Genomic DNA, 15,889 nt, shown 5'->3' with positions numbered 1-15,889 from the left:
AATAGGTGAAAGCTTGGCATATGTTGTAATAACTTATATTTTGGAGGAATTTACAATGCGCCGAGCTTTAAAATTAACTTTTGATGGAATAAAAGTATTTTTATTATTTACAAGTTGTACGATTTTGTTTTATTTCGCTATACTATGGATAAATGAAGAATATGAAAGCTATCATCGTTATGAAAAACCTAAAGAAGAGACTGTAGAAAAAGTATCAGGGAATGAAGAACCGGCAAAGGATGCTTTCGTAAATAGAATGATGTTTTTCTATGAAAATGGGGAGTAGTGTAGAGTGGAAGATCAATTAAAAGATTTTATTCATTATATGGTTGTCGAAAAAGGATTAGCAAAGAATACAGTAGTATCTTATGAACGGGATTTAAAAAGCTACGTAAAGTATTTGCAAAATGTGGAACAGACGAAAACTTTTCATGAAGTGACCCGTTTACACATTGTTAACTTTTTGCAGTATTTAAAAGAGAACGGAAAATCTTCGAAAACATTGGCGCGTCATATCGCATCAATTCGTTCGTTCCACCAATTTTTACTGCGTGAACGAGCGGTAGAACACGACCCATCCGTACATATTGAAACGCCACAAGGGGAACGGAAATTACCAAAAGTATTATCAGTTGATGAAGTAGAGGCGTTACTTCAAACACCAAAAATGACAAGTGCTTTTGGGATTCGTGATAAGGCGATGCTAGAGTTACTGTATGCGACAGGACTTCGTGTTTCAGAATTGATTGCACTCAATTTAGAAGATGTACATTTAACGATGGGATTTGTTCGTTGCATAGGGAAAGGGAATAAAGAAAGAATTATTCCACTAGGAAGTTTAGCAACGGAAGCGATTCAAAAGTATATTGAAAAAGGAAGAAGAGAATTAATGGGGAAAAAAGTAGTAGATGCACTCTTTTTAAACCATCATGGTAATCGATTATCAAGACAAGGATTTTGGAAAATATTAAAACGATTAGCGAAAGAAGCAAATATTGAAAAAGAGCTTACACCTCATACGTTGCGTCACTCGTTTGCTACGCACTTATTAGAAAATGGAGCAGATTTACGTGCTGTACAAGAAATGCTTGGACATGCAGATATTTCAACGACTCAAATCTATACGCACGTTTCAAAAACTAGATTAAAAGATGTATATAAACAGTTTCATCCGAGAGCATAGTTACTATGCTCTTTTTTTATAGATTAAGAGGGGAAGACTGTTTCACAGAAACTTCACAAACATTTCGTATATTGTTTTCAGCAGAAGACTGGAATATTACAATGTATTTCCTCTATACTAAATAAAGTATAAAGGAGGAAATGATGATGAAAAAACTGATTATGACTTTATTTATCGCGATGCTAGCATTGGCTGGCTGTAATACAAACAAAGAAGAGCCGAAAAAAGAACAGAAACTTGAAGCTGTAAAAGTAGCAGTCCAAACAAATCCGAAAGAAATTAAACCAGGTGAAAAAACAGAAGTACAAGCACTTGTTACACAAGGAAAAGAAAAAGTAACGGATGCTGATGATGTAAAGTTTGAAATTTGGAAAGATGGCGACGAAAAACACGAGATGTTAGATGGTAAGCATAAAGGGAAAGGTGTTTATGCAGTCGAGAAAACATTCGAAACGGATGGAGTATACCATATTATCGCTCACACAAATGCACGTGAAATGCACGTTATGCCAGAAGTAAAAGTTGCTGTAGGAAATGCGAAAGTAGAAGATGCGAAAAAAGAAAATAGTGATCACAGTGCAGGACATGGAGATCATAAAAGTGACACAATGATCCATCTTATGGCTGGAGACATAAAGGCAAATGCTGAATCTACAATGAAAGTACATTTGAAGCAAAAAGAAGAAGCATTAACTGGTGCTGAAGTACAACTAGAGATTTGGAAAGATGGTGTTGAAAAACACGAATTTATTCCAGCGAAAGAAGGGAATAAAGGAGAGTATGAAACGAAACATACTTTCAAAGAGAACGGTGCTTACAAAGTGAAAGTACATGTAAGAAAAGGCGAATTGCATGAACATAAAGAAGAAACGGTAGAAGTAAAATAAAAAGTAGCTCTTTAGAGCTACTTTTTATTTTTAATATGAAGAAATAAATCATAAAAAAATTAGCACTTCGTTGCAGAATGGATTACAATAGAAGTGTGAAGAAAATGAGAAATTCTACGAAAATGTATTAAAAAGAAAGCGTAAACATGTTATGATATCAGTATCAGATGTCTGACATCTGACTTAGAAAAAACTAGAAATGTTTTTGAATCGTTTCAAGTAAACGAAATAGGTTAGAAAATGATTTAAAGAAGTACTGTTTGACAATGAGAATTCTTTTGGATAACAGTTTCACTTTATAGCGTTTTGAACATACTACAAGAAGTAGAACTGAACTTATAGGAGGTCGCAGTTATGAATAAATATAAACGTATATTCCTAGTCGTAATGGACTCTGTGGGAATCGGTGAAGCACCAGATGCTGAGCAATTTGGTGATCTAGGATCTGACACAATTGGTCACATTGCTGAACATATGAATGGGTTACAAATGCCTAACATGGTGAAATTAGGTCTTGGTAACATTCGAGAAATGAAAGGTATCTCTAAAGTAGAGAAACCACTTGGATATTACACAAAAATGCAAGAGAAATCTACTGGTAAAGATACAATGACAGGTCACTGGGAAATCATGGGCCTTTACATTGATACACCATTCCAAGTGTTCCCGGAAGGATTCCCGAAAGAATTACTTGATGAATTAGAAGAAAAAACAGGCCGTAAAATTATCGGTAATAAGCCAGCTTCTGGAACTGAGATTCTTGATGAACTTGGTCAAGAGCAAATGGAAACAGGCTCTTTAATCGTTTATACTTCTGCTGATAGCGTATTGCAAATTGCAGCACACGAAGAAGTAGTGCCACTTGATGAGTTATATAAAATCTGTAAAATTGCACGTGAATTAACATTAGATGAGAAATACATGGTAGGTCGTGTTATTGCTCGTCCATTCGTTGGTGAACCTGGAAACTTTACACGTACACCAAACCGTCATGACTATGCATTAAAACCATTCGGCCGTACAGTAATGAATGAATTAAAAGATAGTGACTACGATGTAATTGCTATCGGTAAAATCTCTGATATCTATGATGGTGAAGGGGTAACTGAATCACTTCGTACGAAGTCTAACATGGATGGAATGGATAAGCTTGTAGATACATTAAATATGGACTTTACAGGTCTTAGCTTCTTAAACTTAGTTGACTTTGATGCATTATTCGGCCACCGCCGTGATCCACAAGGATACGGAGAAGCTCTGCAAGAATATGATGCACGTCTTCCAGAAGTATTCGCAAAACTAAAAGAAGATGATCTATTATTAATTACAGCAGACCACGGTAATGATCCAATTCACCCTGGTACTGACCATACACGTGAATATGTACCATTATTAGCATATAGCCCAAGCATGAAAGAAGGCGGACAAGAGTTACCACTTCGTCAAACATTTGCTGATATTGGTGCAACAGTAGCAGAAAACTTCGGTGTGAAAATGCCAGAATACGGAACAAGCTTCTTAAACGAGCTAAAGAAATAGGGGGATAAACAAATGAATCGTGAACTTATTACAAAATCAGCTTCATACTTAAAAGAGAAATTTCAAGAGACACCACAAGTAGGACTAATCCTTGGGTCAGGACTAGGTGTATTAGCAGACGAAATTGAGAACGCAGTAACAGTACCTTACAGTGAAATCCCTGAATTCCCAGTATCAACTGTAGAAGGCCATGCAGGTCAACTAGTATTTGGTACACTTCAAGGTGTAACAGTAGTAGCAATGCAAGGACGTTTCCACTTCTATGAAGGATACGACATGCAAAAAGTAACATTCCCAGTTCGTGTTATGAAAGAACTAGGTGTAGAAACAGTAGTTGTAACAAACGCAGCTGGTGGTGTAAATACATCATTTGAGCCAGGCGATCTTATGTTAATTTCAGATCACATTAACTTCATGGGTACGAATCCATTAATCGGACCAAATGATTCTGAAATGGGCGTACGTTTCCCTGATATGTCTACATCATATACAGTAGAACTTCGCGAAATGGCGAAACAAGTTGCAGCAGACTTAAATATTAAAGTACAAGAAGGTGTATACGTAGGAATGACAGGTCCTGTATATGAAACACCTGCTGAAATTCGTATGCTTCGTACACTTGGCGGAGATGCAGTTGGTATGTCAACAGTACCTGAAGTAATTGTAGCGCGTCATGCTGGTATGAAAGTATTAGGTATTTCTTGTATTTCAAATATGGCAGCTGGTATTTTAGATCAACCACTTCACCACGATGAAGTAATTGAAACGACAGAACGTGTTAAAGCTAACTTCTTAGCATTAGTAAAAGCAATCGTAAAACAAATGAAGGGGTGACTTCACAATGAGAATGGTGGACCTAATTGCAAAAAAACGTGACGGACATGCATTAACGACAGAAGAAATTAACTTTATTGTTGAAGGATATACGAATGGTAATATTCCTGATTATCAAGTAAGTTCACTTGCAATGGCAATTTTCTTCCAAGATATGAACGATCAAGAGCGTGCGGATTTAACGATGGCAATGGTAAATAGCGGTGATACAATCGACTTATCAGCTATTGAAGGTGTAAAAGTAGATAAGCATTCAACAGGTGGTGTTGGTGATACAACGACACTTGTATTAGGTCCATTAGTAGCTGCTTTAGATGTACCAGTAGCGAAAATGTCTGGACGCGGCTTAGGACATACTGGTGGTACAATTGATAAATTAGAAGCAGTTCCAGGATTCCATGTGGAAATTGAAAACGATGAATTCATGCGTCTTGTAAATGAAAATAAAATCGCTGTTATCGGCCAAAGTGGTAACTTAACACCTGCTGATAAAAAGCTATATGCACTTCGTGATGTAACAGCAACAGTAAACTCAATTCCGCTTATTGCAAGTTCGATTATGAGTAAAAAAATTGCTGCTGGTGCAGATGCAATTGTTCTTGATGTAAAAACTGGGGCAGGTGCATTTATGAAAACGGATGAAGATGCAAAACGTTTAGCAGAAGCAATGGTACGCATCGGTAATAACGTTGGTCGTAATACGATGGCAGTTATTTCTGATATGAGTCAACCACTCGGTGAAGCTATCGGTAACGCATTAGAAGTTCAAGAAGCAATTGATACATTACAAGGTAAAGGGCCGAAAGATTTAGAAGAGCTATGTTTAACACTTGGAAGTCAAATGGTGTACCTTGCTGGACAAGCTTCATCTTTAGAAGATGCACGTGAAAAGCTAATTGAAGTAATGAACAACGGAAAAGCGCTAGAATCATTTAAAACGTTCTTATCAGCGCAAGGCGGCGACGCATCTGTTGTTGATGACCCTTCTAAATTGCCACAAGCACAATTTAAAATTGAAGTGGAAGCGAAAGAAGACGGATATGTATCAGAAATCGTTGCAGACGAAATCGGAACAGCAGCAATGCTTTTAGGAGCAGGACGTGCAACGAAAGAGTCTGAAATTGATTTAGCAGTTGGTCTAATGCTGCGCAAAAAAGTAGGCGATAGCGTGAAGCAGGGTGAATCTCTTGTTACAATTTACGCAAACCGCGAAAATGTTGAAGATGTAAAAGCGAAAATTTATGAGAACATGAAGATCTCTAAAGAACACGTAGATGCACCAACTTTAGTACACGGTATCGTAACGAAGTAATAAAAAAAGCTGAGGAGATTTCTCCTTGGCTTTTTTTACTATTTTTTGTTTATAATAATAATGGGTGAAATTATGATTAGAATTTGTGCAGTAACAAAAACAGATGAAGTATTATATGATGTTTCTCTAGAAGAAACAAAGAAAGACCATATTGTATGGTATTGGCTAGATTTATATAAGCCAACGAAAGAAGAGTATACATATATTCTGCAAGACCATTTTAAGTTCCATCCCCTTGCAATTGAAGACTGTATAGAATATGTACAGAGGCCAAAAGTTGATTTTTATGATGGATATAACTTTTTAGTTCTTCATGCATTTGGGGAAGATGGACTAGAACCGCACGAAATCGATTTATTTATTAGTGATCGTTATATTGTTTCTTTCCACTTTTCTCATAACAATGCAATCGAAAGAGTATGGAAAACACTTGGAGAAAAGAAGCGTATTAAAAATAGTCCTTTACACGTAGCTCATACAATTATCGACCAAATTGTAGATGACTATTTTGCGCCTGTATATTACATTGAGGATCATTTAAATGCAATTGATGATAATTTAACGGGGGAGACAGCAGGAAGTGTATTAGAAGAGGTATTTGATATACGTGCAGATTTATCAAAGCTAAGGCGTACAATCATTCCGATGCGTGATTTATTATATCGTATTTTAAATTCGACTCGTTTTTACGGTATAAGCGATCATGAAATTTACTTTAAAGATATACATGATCATTTGCTTAAACTAACAGAAATGATTGAGGCAAGCCGAGAGTTAACAGCAGATATTCGGGATAGTTATTTTTCATTAAACTCACATCATATGAATAACATTATGAAAACATTAACTGTATTCTCGACTATTTTCATGCCATTAACATTTATTGCGGGAGTATATGGAATGAACTTTACGCATATGCCAGAGCTTGGTGGACAATATAGTTATTTTATTTGTCTACTTATCATGGCACTAATTGGCGGGGGAATGATGGCCTGGTTTTATAAAAAAGGATGGTTTAAGTAAAAAAACACCGAGGATTTCCTCGGTGTTTTTTCTTAACCAATAGCATGTAATACAAACATAGCTAAGAATAAGCATGTAATGATATACATAGATGGTGCGACTTCTTTACGCTTTCCAAGAGCAACTTTTAAGATAGGGTAAGCAATAAATCCGAACGCAATGCCATCAGCGATACTATATGTGAGCGGGATCATAACGATAATTAAGAATGCTGGAAATCCTTCTGAAAAGTCATTCAGAGGAATTTGTTGAATGCTTGTAATCATTAGACCGCCAATAATAATTAAGATTGGTGCAATGGCACTATCAGGAATTAATTTGACAAATGGAAGAGCAAACAGTGATGCAAAGAATAGCAACCCAGTAACGATAGACGTCAGACCTGTCTTACCACCTGCAGTAATACCTGCGGCACTTTCTACTGTTGAAACGGTAGGACTTGTGCCAAATAGACCACATGTCATTGCTGAAATTGCATTGGCTTGGTAAGCACGTGGGAATTTACGATCATCTTCTAATAAACCGTGCAGAAGTCCCATATTCTCAAAAATAAGCACCATGCTTAAAGAGAATGTTGCAATCCAAAATGGTAAGGAGGAAAGTTTCTCAAATGACATAGCTCCAAACACATCACCGTAATTAGCGAATGAGAATGAACTATTTCCCACTTGACTCGTATCCACAAGACCAAATAGCCATGCGATACCAGTTCCTATTGCAATTGTCCATAAAAAGTTTCCACGTACGTTACGAATAAATAATACAAGTGCAATGATAAGAGTAAGTAATGTCGCAAGAACGACAGGATTACTTAATTTCCCCATTGCCACAGCAGTATTTGGGTTCGAAACGACTAAACCACCTTTTTGCAATCCGATAAACGCTAAAAATAATCCGATGCCGACAGTAATCGCTTCCTTTAATGACTTTGGAATTGATACTGATAGCACGCGAGCGATTGGTGTAAAAGCGGCAATTGCAAAAATAATACCAGAGATAAAGACAGCAGCCAATGCTTCTTGCCAAGTTAGTCCAAGCGTATGCACAGCTGTGTACGTAAAGAATGCATTTACACCCATACCCGGGACAAGAATAGCAGGTGCATTTGCCCAAAATGCCATGAGTAGACATCCGACAAATGAACTAAAAACAGTTGCTAAAATTCCAGCTTCAAGAGGAATGCCAGCATCTGATAAGATTGACGCATTTACAATCATAATATATACGATTGTGAAAAATGACGTAACTCCAGCTAAAACTTCTTGTTTTGGTGATGTTTCGTGTAAACCTAATTTAAATGTTCTTTCAAGTATTCCTTTCATGTTAAACCTTCTTTTTCATATCCCTCTCCCACCCGTGATATCTCTTTTGTAAGAGCTCACCGTTCTTTATTATATCAGAACATCATGTTTTTACAACAAGTAAAATGATAACGTTTACTTATAAAGAGAATTCGTTATAAATACGTAAAAATAGCCCGTATGGATGAAATGATTTCTAATTCACCCGATTGAATGGGCGGGGCTGCTTGTGCATGTAAAGTAGCATAAGACGTAACCTCCCTTGGTAATTGGGCAGATTCTTCAACGAATGAGAGGGGAACAGGATTAATATTTAAATTATATGTACTCGCAATAGCACGAGCTTTTTCTACTGCTTGGTGCAGAGCTTGAATGAGAGCTTGCTCATAATATTTATTTGGATGAGATACTCGGAAACGTAAACCTTTTGCTACATTTGCGCCATTTGAAACGGCTATATCATATACTTCCCCAGCTTTTTGTACATTTAAAACGGTAATTTCATACAAATGCTCCACGCGGTATCCTTGTAGCAATGCTTTATCATTTACATATTCGTATTGAGGAGTGATCGTATAAGAAATCGTTTCTATATCTTTATCGGCAATACCAAGCTGTTTAAGTGCATCCAGCAATTGTTTGGATTGCACTGCATTTTCTTCTTGAGCCTGTTTTACATTTTTATCATCTGTTCGAATGCCAAGCGTTAATATAACAACATTCGGTTTTGCTTTGACAATGCCTTCGCCTTGTACAGTAATAGTAGCTTCTTTACCAGTATTAGCTGTGCGTACGTTGTGTAAATAAGGATTCATTCCACCCTGCATTTTCCATCACCATCCTTTTTATATGTATATGTGTGAACAAAAAAGAAATTTATATGAAAAAAGTTACATAAATGAGAATGTTGAGGAAAGAAAGCATATACAACATAGGTATTTATAGATTATAATATGTGTAAATATGATAAAAAAGGGACGAGGCTATTGAACGAAAAAAGAGAAACGCTGATTTTAGATTTATCTGCATCATTTCGAAAAATGATACGTTTATTACAAAATGATATTAATACACGTTTTGCAGAACATATGCCATATAATGAATTTTCTGTATTACGTGCGTTATTTTTAAAGAGTCCACAGATGGCTTCGCAAATTGCGAGTGAAGTAAACGTAACCTCCAGTCATATTACAGCTGTTACAGATCGTCTCGTACGAAAAGGATTAGTAGAAAGAAAACGTTCTAATTCAGATCGTCGAATCGTGTACTTAGAAATTACAGAGCACGGAAGAGAAGTAACTGAAAAACTTGAAGCTGTGCGTAAAGAATATTATAAAGAGAGATTTAAAGGTTGGAGCGACCAAGAAATAGAAATGGTCTTAGAACTATTTGGCCGCGTATTATAATAAATGAGGATAGGAAGCGAAAGCATTCCTATCCTTTTTCTTTTGAATAAAAATATTTTGAAAATCCGATACTTTAATTAAAAGATCGGAGGAAAGATTATGAAATATATTGCTGCACTTACCATTTTATTTGGTGGTTTTTTCTATTTTCAAACATTCACGTACGCAGATACGCCTATCCAAGTGGTGCGAAAAGAAGTGAAGTATATTGAAAACGACAATACAGTTTTATATTCGAAATTATGGGTTCGTTCTATGCAAAACGCAGTATTATTCCACCATAGCGATAATATTCGTAATCAGGACACATTACGTAATGTAACAAGTTCATCGCTTGTTAAAGCGAAGCAACTATCTTTTCAGAAAGCGGCCCTCTATATACCGAGATTATCGCAATACGTATCAAAAATAGGAAAAGAAAACATTCAAGTGTACTACATTGCGATTCACTATAATGTGAAAAAACAAAATGCATATCAACTAGATGGCATGAACTATTTTCTACAAGTATTCGTGAAAGAGCGTGGGGAATGGAAAATTGCCGAAAGTATAGTTGCACCGACAGAGCAAATTGTGCAAAATGGTGATGGATTTGGGATGAAAGAAGAGATGGTGTATGGGGATAGGAGAGAGAATGTGAAATAACCTCCTTCAAAAGGAGGTTATTTCACACGCCAAGAAAATTTTAATAAGCGAGATAATAGTAGGTAGACTATCGTACTGGTCCCTATAAAACCAATATAATAATTTAAGATAGAATCACTTCCGCCCGCTGCCATTCCTCCAAACATTCCAATAAAGATTACACAACATATCATACATAGTGTTTTAAGCTTTGGATATAATAGGAAGTTTCCGTTTTGTTCATTAGGTGATCTTGTATATAAGTACATTCCTAAAGGGAATAGAATAAGTATATTTGCAATTGGACCGGTAAGTTTTGTTGCTGAAGGAATATACGTAAAATTAGGTTCATCATGACGTACGCCTTGTTGATCAGTATAAGCACGTTGAGGATCGTAATTAAAATTAATAGTGAATCCGCGAACGGGCGCTAAAATACTCATTTTTTCTATTACTGAACCGTAACGATCTATATTATCCTCCGTATAGACGGTATGATTGGAAGTAAGTCCAACCGTATGAATAGAAATAGCTCCGGCAATTAGAGTCGGCAAAATAAAAGGGAATCCAAGTATAGCAACACTGAAGAATCCTTGTGAAATCATATTACCAGCAATGGTTCCTATGCATAATGCAAGTGTGTATATAGCAATTAAGATGATAAACATGTATAAGAAATAGGTATGAAATGGTGAAAATATTTGATACTTATTATGAAAAGTAGTCTTTTTCATAATAGCAAAAAGTCCCCAATTCAATATAACGATAGCTACAATATTACACACACCAAAAAGCCATTTTGTCATGAAGAGATGTTTCCGTTTAAATGGCATAGACCATAAAATGTCACTTGATTGATTTTGACGCTCCCATCCAATAAGAATGCAGGCTAATATAATAAGGAGTCCTCCTTGAACTATGATAGCATCGGGAAGTGAAAGGTGATAATTGTACCGGTATATATATTTCCATTCATTATGTTCATGTAAATGTTTTAGTTGCTCGGCAGCTGCTAAATAGTATTTATATGATAGTACATAAAAACTTACTAACCAAAATAGCCAAACAGTATATTTACTTTGTTTATAGGTATGCACCCATAATGCTTTTTGAAACATAGGATCTCTCCTTTAAAAAACTTTATAGTTTGTAAGACGTGATAATATAAAATAAGTGACGATTCCAAATAAAAAGAATCCAACATAGTAACTAAATAATAAATCAAAACGTTTTAACATTTGCCCACCTATTAATGCAAAATAAAAGGTAGTACCCCACATCCAGAGTGAGTTGTATTTTGGAAAAAGGAAAATTTTCTTATTATGTTCATTAGGTGATCTTGCATAGAGAAACATCCCGATAAGTAAACTGAAAATTGTATAGAAGATAGGAACAAGTATTATTTTTGCAGAGTAATAACTATGAAAAGTAGGTCCCCTTTGTATTACTTTTCCATGATCTTCATCTGATTGGACAGTAGGGTGGTAATTATAACTAATTGAAAAGTCTAATATAGCGCTTGAAATGTTGGTCTTTTTATTGAATTTATAAATGTTTTCGAAATTCGTATAACTTTTATTCCCCTGTATTGCCTCAGCGTGAGCTGTAAAGAAAAGGAGTAAGAGTGAAAAGATTCCCATTCCCATTATGCAAAAAGTAATGCTGAAGATGCTTTGTGAAATAATACTGCCAGTAAATGTACCTATACATAAAGAGACAGTATAGATAGCGATATATGTGAAAATTGCATACAGGAAATATCGATGAAACGGTTCGAAAGATTGATATTCAAAGTGAATCGTAGATTTATAAATAAAATACATAAGACCCCAATTGATTAGAAATGATAGTACAATGAAAAATCCACCGAAAACCCATTTCGATAAGAACATATCACGTCTTTTAAATGGAAATGTCATAAGTGAATCTCCATTTTGATTACTTCGCTCCCAGCCAATTAATATACAGGATAGGATAATTGTAATAATACCTAACCAAAAGCTATTAGAAGAATAAAAAGAATAATGATAGTAGAACTTTTCTTCACCTATTTTTTCTGGATGGAGAAAGAGAGACTGTTGAGTTTCTGCTGCTTGATAGTATTCGAAAGATAAAAAATAAAGTGAACTGAAGAGAAAAAGTAACGCAGCATATTTCCCGCGCTTCCAATTCCACATCCACAACGCCTTATGAAACATACCCATCCTCTTCCAGTGTCGTAACGAAGACATCTTCAAGTGACATTGTTAATTCTTCAATGAGTATAGGTTGCTCTTTATAAAACTTCTCCAGTGTTGTAGCTACATTTCCCTCAATTAAGATTGTATATACTTTTCCCGTTTGGTTTAATATTTTAATATTGCTTAAGTTTTCTAGTTTTTGAGGTAATGAGCGTTCATAGGCTACTTGGATTTTAGCAAATTGTGATTTTGCATCGTCTAATGATGTAATAGAAGATACGGTATGTCCTTTTAACATAATAATTGTATCTGCAATTTGTTCTACTTCATCTAAATGGTGAGTGGAGATGAAAATGGTAATTTCTTTTTCTGCAACTTCTCCAACGAGAAACTGTAAAATCTGTCTTTTAACGATAGGATCCAGCCCGTTTGTTGGTTCATCTAAAATAATATATTCTGCCTGTGCAGCAACAGCTAAAATGATGGCAAGCAGTGCTTTCATTCCTTTTGAATAACTACGAATTCGTTTGTTTGGTAAGTTAAAACGTTCTAACAGTTCATAGAAATATGCTTCATTAAATGCGGTATAAACTTCTTTATAAAACTTTACGATTTCTTTTATCGTATAGCCGTTCAGTATATTAGTAGAATCAGGAACATATACAATTTTTTGCTTTATTTCAGGAAACTGATGAATGTTTGTATCTTCATATGTAACAGTTCCCTCGTCTGGGTCTAAAATACCGACCATCGTTCGCAATAAAGTTGTTTTTCCCGCGCCGTTTCTTCCGAGTAATCCGATGATACTCCCTCTTTGCAATGTGAAAGAAACATCGTCTAAAATTGTTTGATTATCAATTGTTTTCTTCAAGTTTGTCACTTTCAACATCCGCATTCCCTCCAATCTCTTTATAGTATGAATCTATCCAATCATGAATTTTATCTTTCGTAACACCAAGATAAGAGGCTTCTAATAGTAATTGATGAAATTGCTTTTCAACCATAGCGATTTTCCTTTCGTCTAATGTTGGGGTAATCGATTGAGATACAAATGTTCCTTTTCCTCGTAACGTTTCAATAATTCCTTGTCGCTCTAACTCTTGATACGCTTTACTCACTGTATTTGGATTTATAACGAGTAAAGAAGCGAGTTCGCGTACAGAAGGAAGTTTATCACTTGGAGCCAACATGTTTTTCAATACGAGTTCTTTTATATTTTGAACAATTTGTTCCCATATCGGAGTGTTGCTTCTTGGATCAAGTTGAATATGCAAGAGCAATGTCTCCTTCCTCATATGTATTAAGTGTACTACTTCGTGTAATACACTTAATACAATATAGGGGATGAATGTGTTTGTCAACTGAAAATGTTAGAAAAATTTGGTATTAAAAAAGAGTAAATTGGAAAAAATAGGTCTGATATAGAATGGAGGGTTAGTCATGAAGCGAGTTTTTGGAATACTTGTTTGTTTCATGTTATTGCTTTCTGGAACTTCAGTGAGTTTCGCACAATCTGAGAAAACGAAGCAGGAGAAAACAGAAGAAACAACACCGAAGTTAGCGGAACAAGCGTCGTCAGCAATCGTAATTGAGCAAGATACAGGTAAAGTTTTATTTGATAAAAACCCAAATGAAAAATTACCACCTGCTAGTATGACAAAGATTATGACAATGCTTTTAATTATGGAACAAGTTGAAAAAGGAAAACTAAAACTGACCGATAAAGTTAGAGCGAGCGAACATGCAGCTTCAATGGGTGGATCGCAAATCTTTTTAGAACCTGGGGAAGAGATGACTCTAAATGAGATGTTAAAGGGTATTGCAATTGCATCTGGAAATGACGCATCTGTTGCAGTAGCCGAGCATATCGCAGGTTCAGAAGAAGGATTTGTAAATATGATGAACAAAAAGGCGAAAGATCTAGGGCTGAAAAATACACATTTTCAAAACCCGACAGGTCTTCCGGCTAAAGACCATTATTCCACAGCAAATGATATGGCTATAATGGCGAGAGAATTGATGAAGTATCCACTTATTCGTAAATACACAGGTAAGTACGAAGATTATTTACGTGAAGATACGGATAAAAAGTTTTGGCTCGTTAATACGAATAAGCTAGTACGTTTTTATCCTGGCGTAGATGGAGTAAAAACAGGTTTTACGACAGAAGCGAAATATTGTTTAACAGCATCGGCTCAAAAAAATGGCATGCGTGTCATTTCAGTTGTCATGGGAGCACCAACATCAAAAGAACGGAACAACCAAGTGACGAAGCTTCTTGACTATGCATTTGGACAATATACGACAAAGAAATTGTATACGCGCGGCGAAAAAATTAAGACAGTTCAAGTAGGGAAAGGGAAAAAAGAAAAAGTAGATTTAGTTGCATCAGATAATGTTTCTCTTCTTATGAAGAAGGGCGAGAATATGGACAAGGTAAAACAAGAAGTAATTGCTGAAAAGAAAGTAAAAGCACCGATTAAAAAAGGTGACGCGCTTGGTACACTTGTTATTAAAAAAGATAAAGATGTTTTATTAAAACAAACAATTGTAGCAAAAGAAGATGTTGCTGCAGCGAGCTGGTGGGAGTTATTTAAAAGAAGTTTTGGGATGTTTTCAACATCAAAATAGCGGCAAATATTTTGCCGCTTTTCTATTCGTATGTAAGTGAATAATGCTGAAAGGTTTCACTTTATGACGAAATAGTTCTTCTTTTGTCAGCAGGAAGGATTCTTATTTTGTATCACGAAAATCTTTATGTATGTGAAAAAGTAAAGTTTGAGCATAAGGAGGAAATCGTGTGAGTCTTTCCATGCAATTAGAAGTGAAACGTGACGTCCTATGTGTGAGACTAGAGGGTGAATTAGATCATCATACGGCTGAAGAGTTGCGAACGAAAGTAACAGATATGATTGAGACACATGGTGTTCATCATATTGTTTTGAGCCTAGAGAACTTATCGTTTATGGATAGTTCTGGTCTAGGTGTTATATTAGGCCGATATAAACACGTAAAGGGATTAGGTGGAGAAATGGTTGTTTGTGCAATTTCACCGCCTGTTAAGCGTTTATTTGAAATGTCGGGCTTATTCAAAATCGTTCGCTTAGAAGAAAGTGAAGCGCACGCGCTCGCGACGTTGGGGGTGGCATAGATGAGAAATGAAATGAACCTTCAATTTTCAGCATTAAGTCAAAATGAATCGTTCGCTCGCGTTACAGTGGCGGCTTTCATTGCACAACTAGATCCAACGATGGAAGAATTAACGGAGATTAAAACAGTTGTGTCAGAAGCGGTTACAAATGCAATTATTCATGGATACGAAGGAAATGCAGAAGGTATTGTTTATATTTCTGTAATTTTGGAAGAAGCAATGGTGAAACTCACGATTCGAGATGAAGGGATTGGAATCTTTAACTTAGATGAAGCGAGACAACCCCTTTTTACAACTAAACCTGAATTAGAGCGTTCCGGAATGGGATTTACTATCATGGAAAATTTTATGGATGAAGTAGAAGTTATTTCAAACGAATCTTTCGGGACAACAATCCATTTGACAAAATACTTATCAAATAGTAACGCTCTATGCAATTAAGGAGAATA

At 35.7% G+C, this 15,889-nt stretch carries 18 protein-coding genes; 12 read left to right on the top strand and 6 right to left on the bottom strand.

Features of this window, described 5'->3' with window-relative positions; translation table 11 throughout:
• Window positions 1–55: 55 nt before the first annotated feature.
• The 7 genes from F3I02_RS12235 (at window position 56) to corA (ending at window position 6,778) form a co-directional block, all read left to right on the top strand.
• Complete coding sequence (locus F3I02_RS12235; RefSeq protein ID WP_001250432.1) at window positions 56–286, top strand: YqzK family protein; 231 nt, start codon at window positions 56–58, stop codon at window positions 284–286.
• Between the two features lie 6 nt (window positions 287–292).
• Complete coding sequence (xerD, locus tag F3I02_RS12230; RefSeq protein WP_000390088.1) at window positions 293–1,183, top strand: site-specific tyrosine recombinase XerD; 891 nt, start codon at window positions 293–295, stop codon at window positions 1,181–1,183.
• 146 nt (window positions 1,184–1,329) lie between these two features.
• Complete coding sequence (locus tag F3I02_RS12225; RefSeq protein ID WP_000733670.1) at window positions 1,330–2,070, top strand: FixH family protein; 741 nt, start codon at window positions 1,330–1,332, stop codon at window positions 2,068–2,070.
• A gap of 354 nt (window positions 2,071–2,424) precedes the next feature.
• Window positions 2,425–3,609: a phosphopentomutase gene (deoB, locus tag F3I02_RS12220; protein WP_001046079.1), complete on the top strand. Its 1,185-nt coding sequence runs from the start codon at window positions 2,425–2,427 to the stop codon at window positions 3,607–3,609.
• A 12-nt stretch (window positions 3,610–3,621) separates the two neighbouring features.
• Window positions 3,622–4,443 (top strand): purine-nucleoside phosphorylase, encoded by an 822-nt coding sequence (locus F3I02_RS12215; RefSeq protein WP_001078446.1) that lies wholly within the window; start codon window positions 3,622–3,624, stop codon window positions 4,441–4,443.
• 7 nt (window positions 4,444–4,450) lie between these two features.
• On the top strand, window positions 4,451–5,755 hold the full coding sequence (locus F3I02_RS12210; RefSeq protein ID WP_001243086.1) for a pyrimidine-nucleoside phosphorylase: 1,305 nt from the start codon (window positions 4,451–4,453) through the stop codon (window positions 5,753–5,755).
• A gap of 60 nt (window positions 5,756–5,815) precedes the next feature.
• Window positions 5,816–6,778 (top strand): magnesium/cobalt transporter CorA, encoded by a 963-nt coding sequence (gene corA, locus F3I02_RS12205; RefSeq protein WP_002000765.1) that lies wholly within the window; start codon window positions 5,816–5,818, stop codon window positions 6,776–6,778.
• Window positions 6,779–6,810: 32 nt separating this feature from the next.
• Here the strand turns inward: corA and F3I02_RS12200 are convergent, their stop codons facing one another.
• Together F3I02_RS12200 and F3I02_RS12195 are read right to left on the bottom strand one after the other, a co-directional pair.
• Entirely contained in the window at window positions 6,811–8,100 is a 1,290-nt protein-coding gene (locus F3I02_RS12200; protein ID WP_000676239.1) for an NCS2 family permease, read from the bottom strand.
• Window positions 8,101–8,234: 134 nt separating this feature from the next.
• A complete protein-coding gene (locus F3I02_RS12195; protein WP_001161437.1) occupies window positions 8,235–8,906 on the bottom strand; it encodes an SIMPL domain-containing protein in 672 nt (223 codons plus the stop codon).
• Between the two features lie 159 nt (window positions 8,907–9,065).
• Between F3I02_RS12195 and F3I02_RS12190 the strand changes: the two genes are divergently transcribed.
• Both F3I02_RS12190 and F3I02_RS12185 read left to right on the top strand, forming a co-directional pair.
• Window positions 9,066–9,485 (top strand): MarR family winged helix-turn-helix transcriptional regulator, encoded by a 420-nt coding sequence (locus tag F3I02_RS12190; RefSeq protein ID WP_001003305.1) that lies wholly within the window; start codon window positions 9,066–9,068, stop codon window positions 9,483–9,485.
• Between the two features lie 99 nt (window positions 9,486–9,584).
• A complete protein-coding gene (locus F3I02_RS12185) occupies window positions 9,585–10,130 on the top strand; it encodes a hypothetical protein (RefSeq protein WP_061884545.1) in 546 nt (181 codons plus the stop codon).
• 17 nt (window positions 10,131–10,147) lie between these two features.
• Here the strand turns inward: F3I02_RS12185 and F3I02_RS12180 are convergent, their stop codons facing one another.
• The 4 genes from F3I02_RS12180 to F3I02_RS12165 are packed head-to-tail and all read right to left on the bottom strand — an operon-like array spanning window position 10,148 to window position 13,563.
• Window positions 10,148–11,227, bottom strand: coding sequence for an ABC-2 transporter permease (locus F3I02_RS12180; protein WP_000486565.1), 1,080 nt, complete (start codon window positions 11,225–11,227; stop codon window positions 10,148–10,150).
• A gap of 12 nt (window positions 11,228–11,239) precedes the next feature.
• Entirely contained in the window at window positions 11,240–12,307 is a 1,068-nt protein-coding gene (locus tag F3I02_RS12175; RefSeq protein ID WP_000468524.1) for an ABC transporter permease, read from the bottom strand.
• On the bottom strand, window positions 12,297–13,178 hold the full coding sequence (locus F3I02_RS12170) for an ABC transporter ATP-binding protein (protein ID WP_000922110.1): 882 nt from the start codon (window positions 13,176–13,178) through the stop codon (window positions 12,297–12,299). Before F3I02_RS12170 ends, F3I02_RS12175 begins: the two co-directional genes overlap by 11 nt.
• Complete coding sequence (locus F3I02_RS12165) at window positions 13,144–13,563, bottom strand: GntR family transcriptional regulator (RefSeq protein WP_000548037.1); 420 nt, start codon at window positions 13,561–13,563, stop codon at window positions 13,144–13,146. Before F3I02_RS12165 ends, F3I02_RS12170 begins: the two co-directional genes overlap by 35 nt.
• 166 nt (window positions 13,564–13,729) lie before the next feature.
• Between F3I02_RS12165 and dacF the strand changes: the two genes are divergently transcribed.
• From dacF to spoIIAB, 3 genes are all read left to right on the top strand, one after another.
• Complete coding sequence (gene dacF / locus F3I02_RS12160) at window positions 13,730–14,920, top strand: serine-type D-Ala-D-Ala carboxypeptidase DacF (RefSeq protein WP_000831991.1); 1,191 nt, start codon at window positions 13,730–13,732, stop codon at window positions 14,918–14,920.
• 169 nt (window positions 14,921–15,089) lie between these two features.
• Entirely contained in the window at window positions 15,090–15,440 is a 351-nt protein-coding gene (gene spoIIAA, locus F3I02_RS12155) for an anti-sigma F factor antagonist (protein ID WP_000059135.1), read from the top strand.
• Entirely contained in the window at window positions 15,441–15,881 is a 441-nt protein-coding gene (gene spoIIAB / locus F3I02_RS12150; RefSeq protein ID WP_001243398.1) for an anti-sigma F factor, read from the top strand.
• Window positions 15,882–15,889: the final 8 nt, after the last annotated feature.

The sequence above is a fragment of the Bacillus sp. SRB3LM genome, assembly GCF_015712745.1.
GTDB lineage: Bacteria > Bacillota > Bacilli > Bacillales > Bacillaceae_G > Bacillus_A > Bacillus_A thuringiensis_K.
This window is presented reverse-complemented; position numbering and strand designations above follow the sequence as displayed.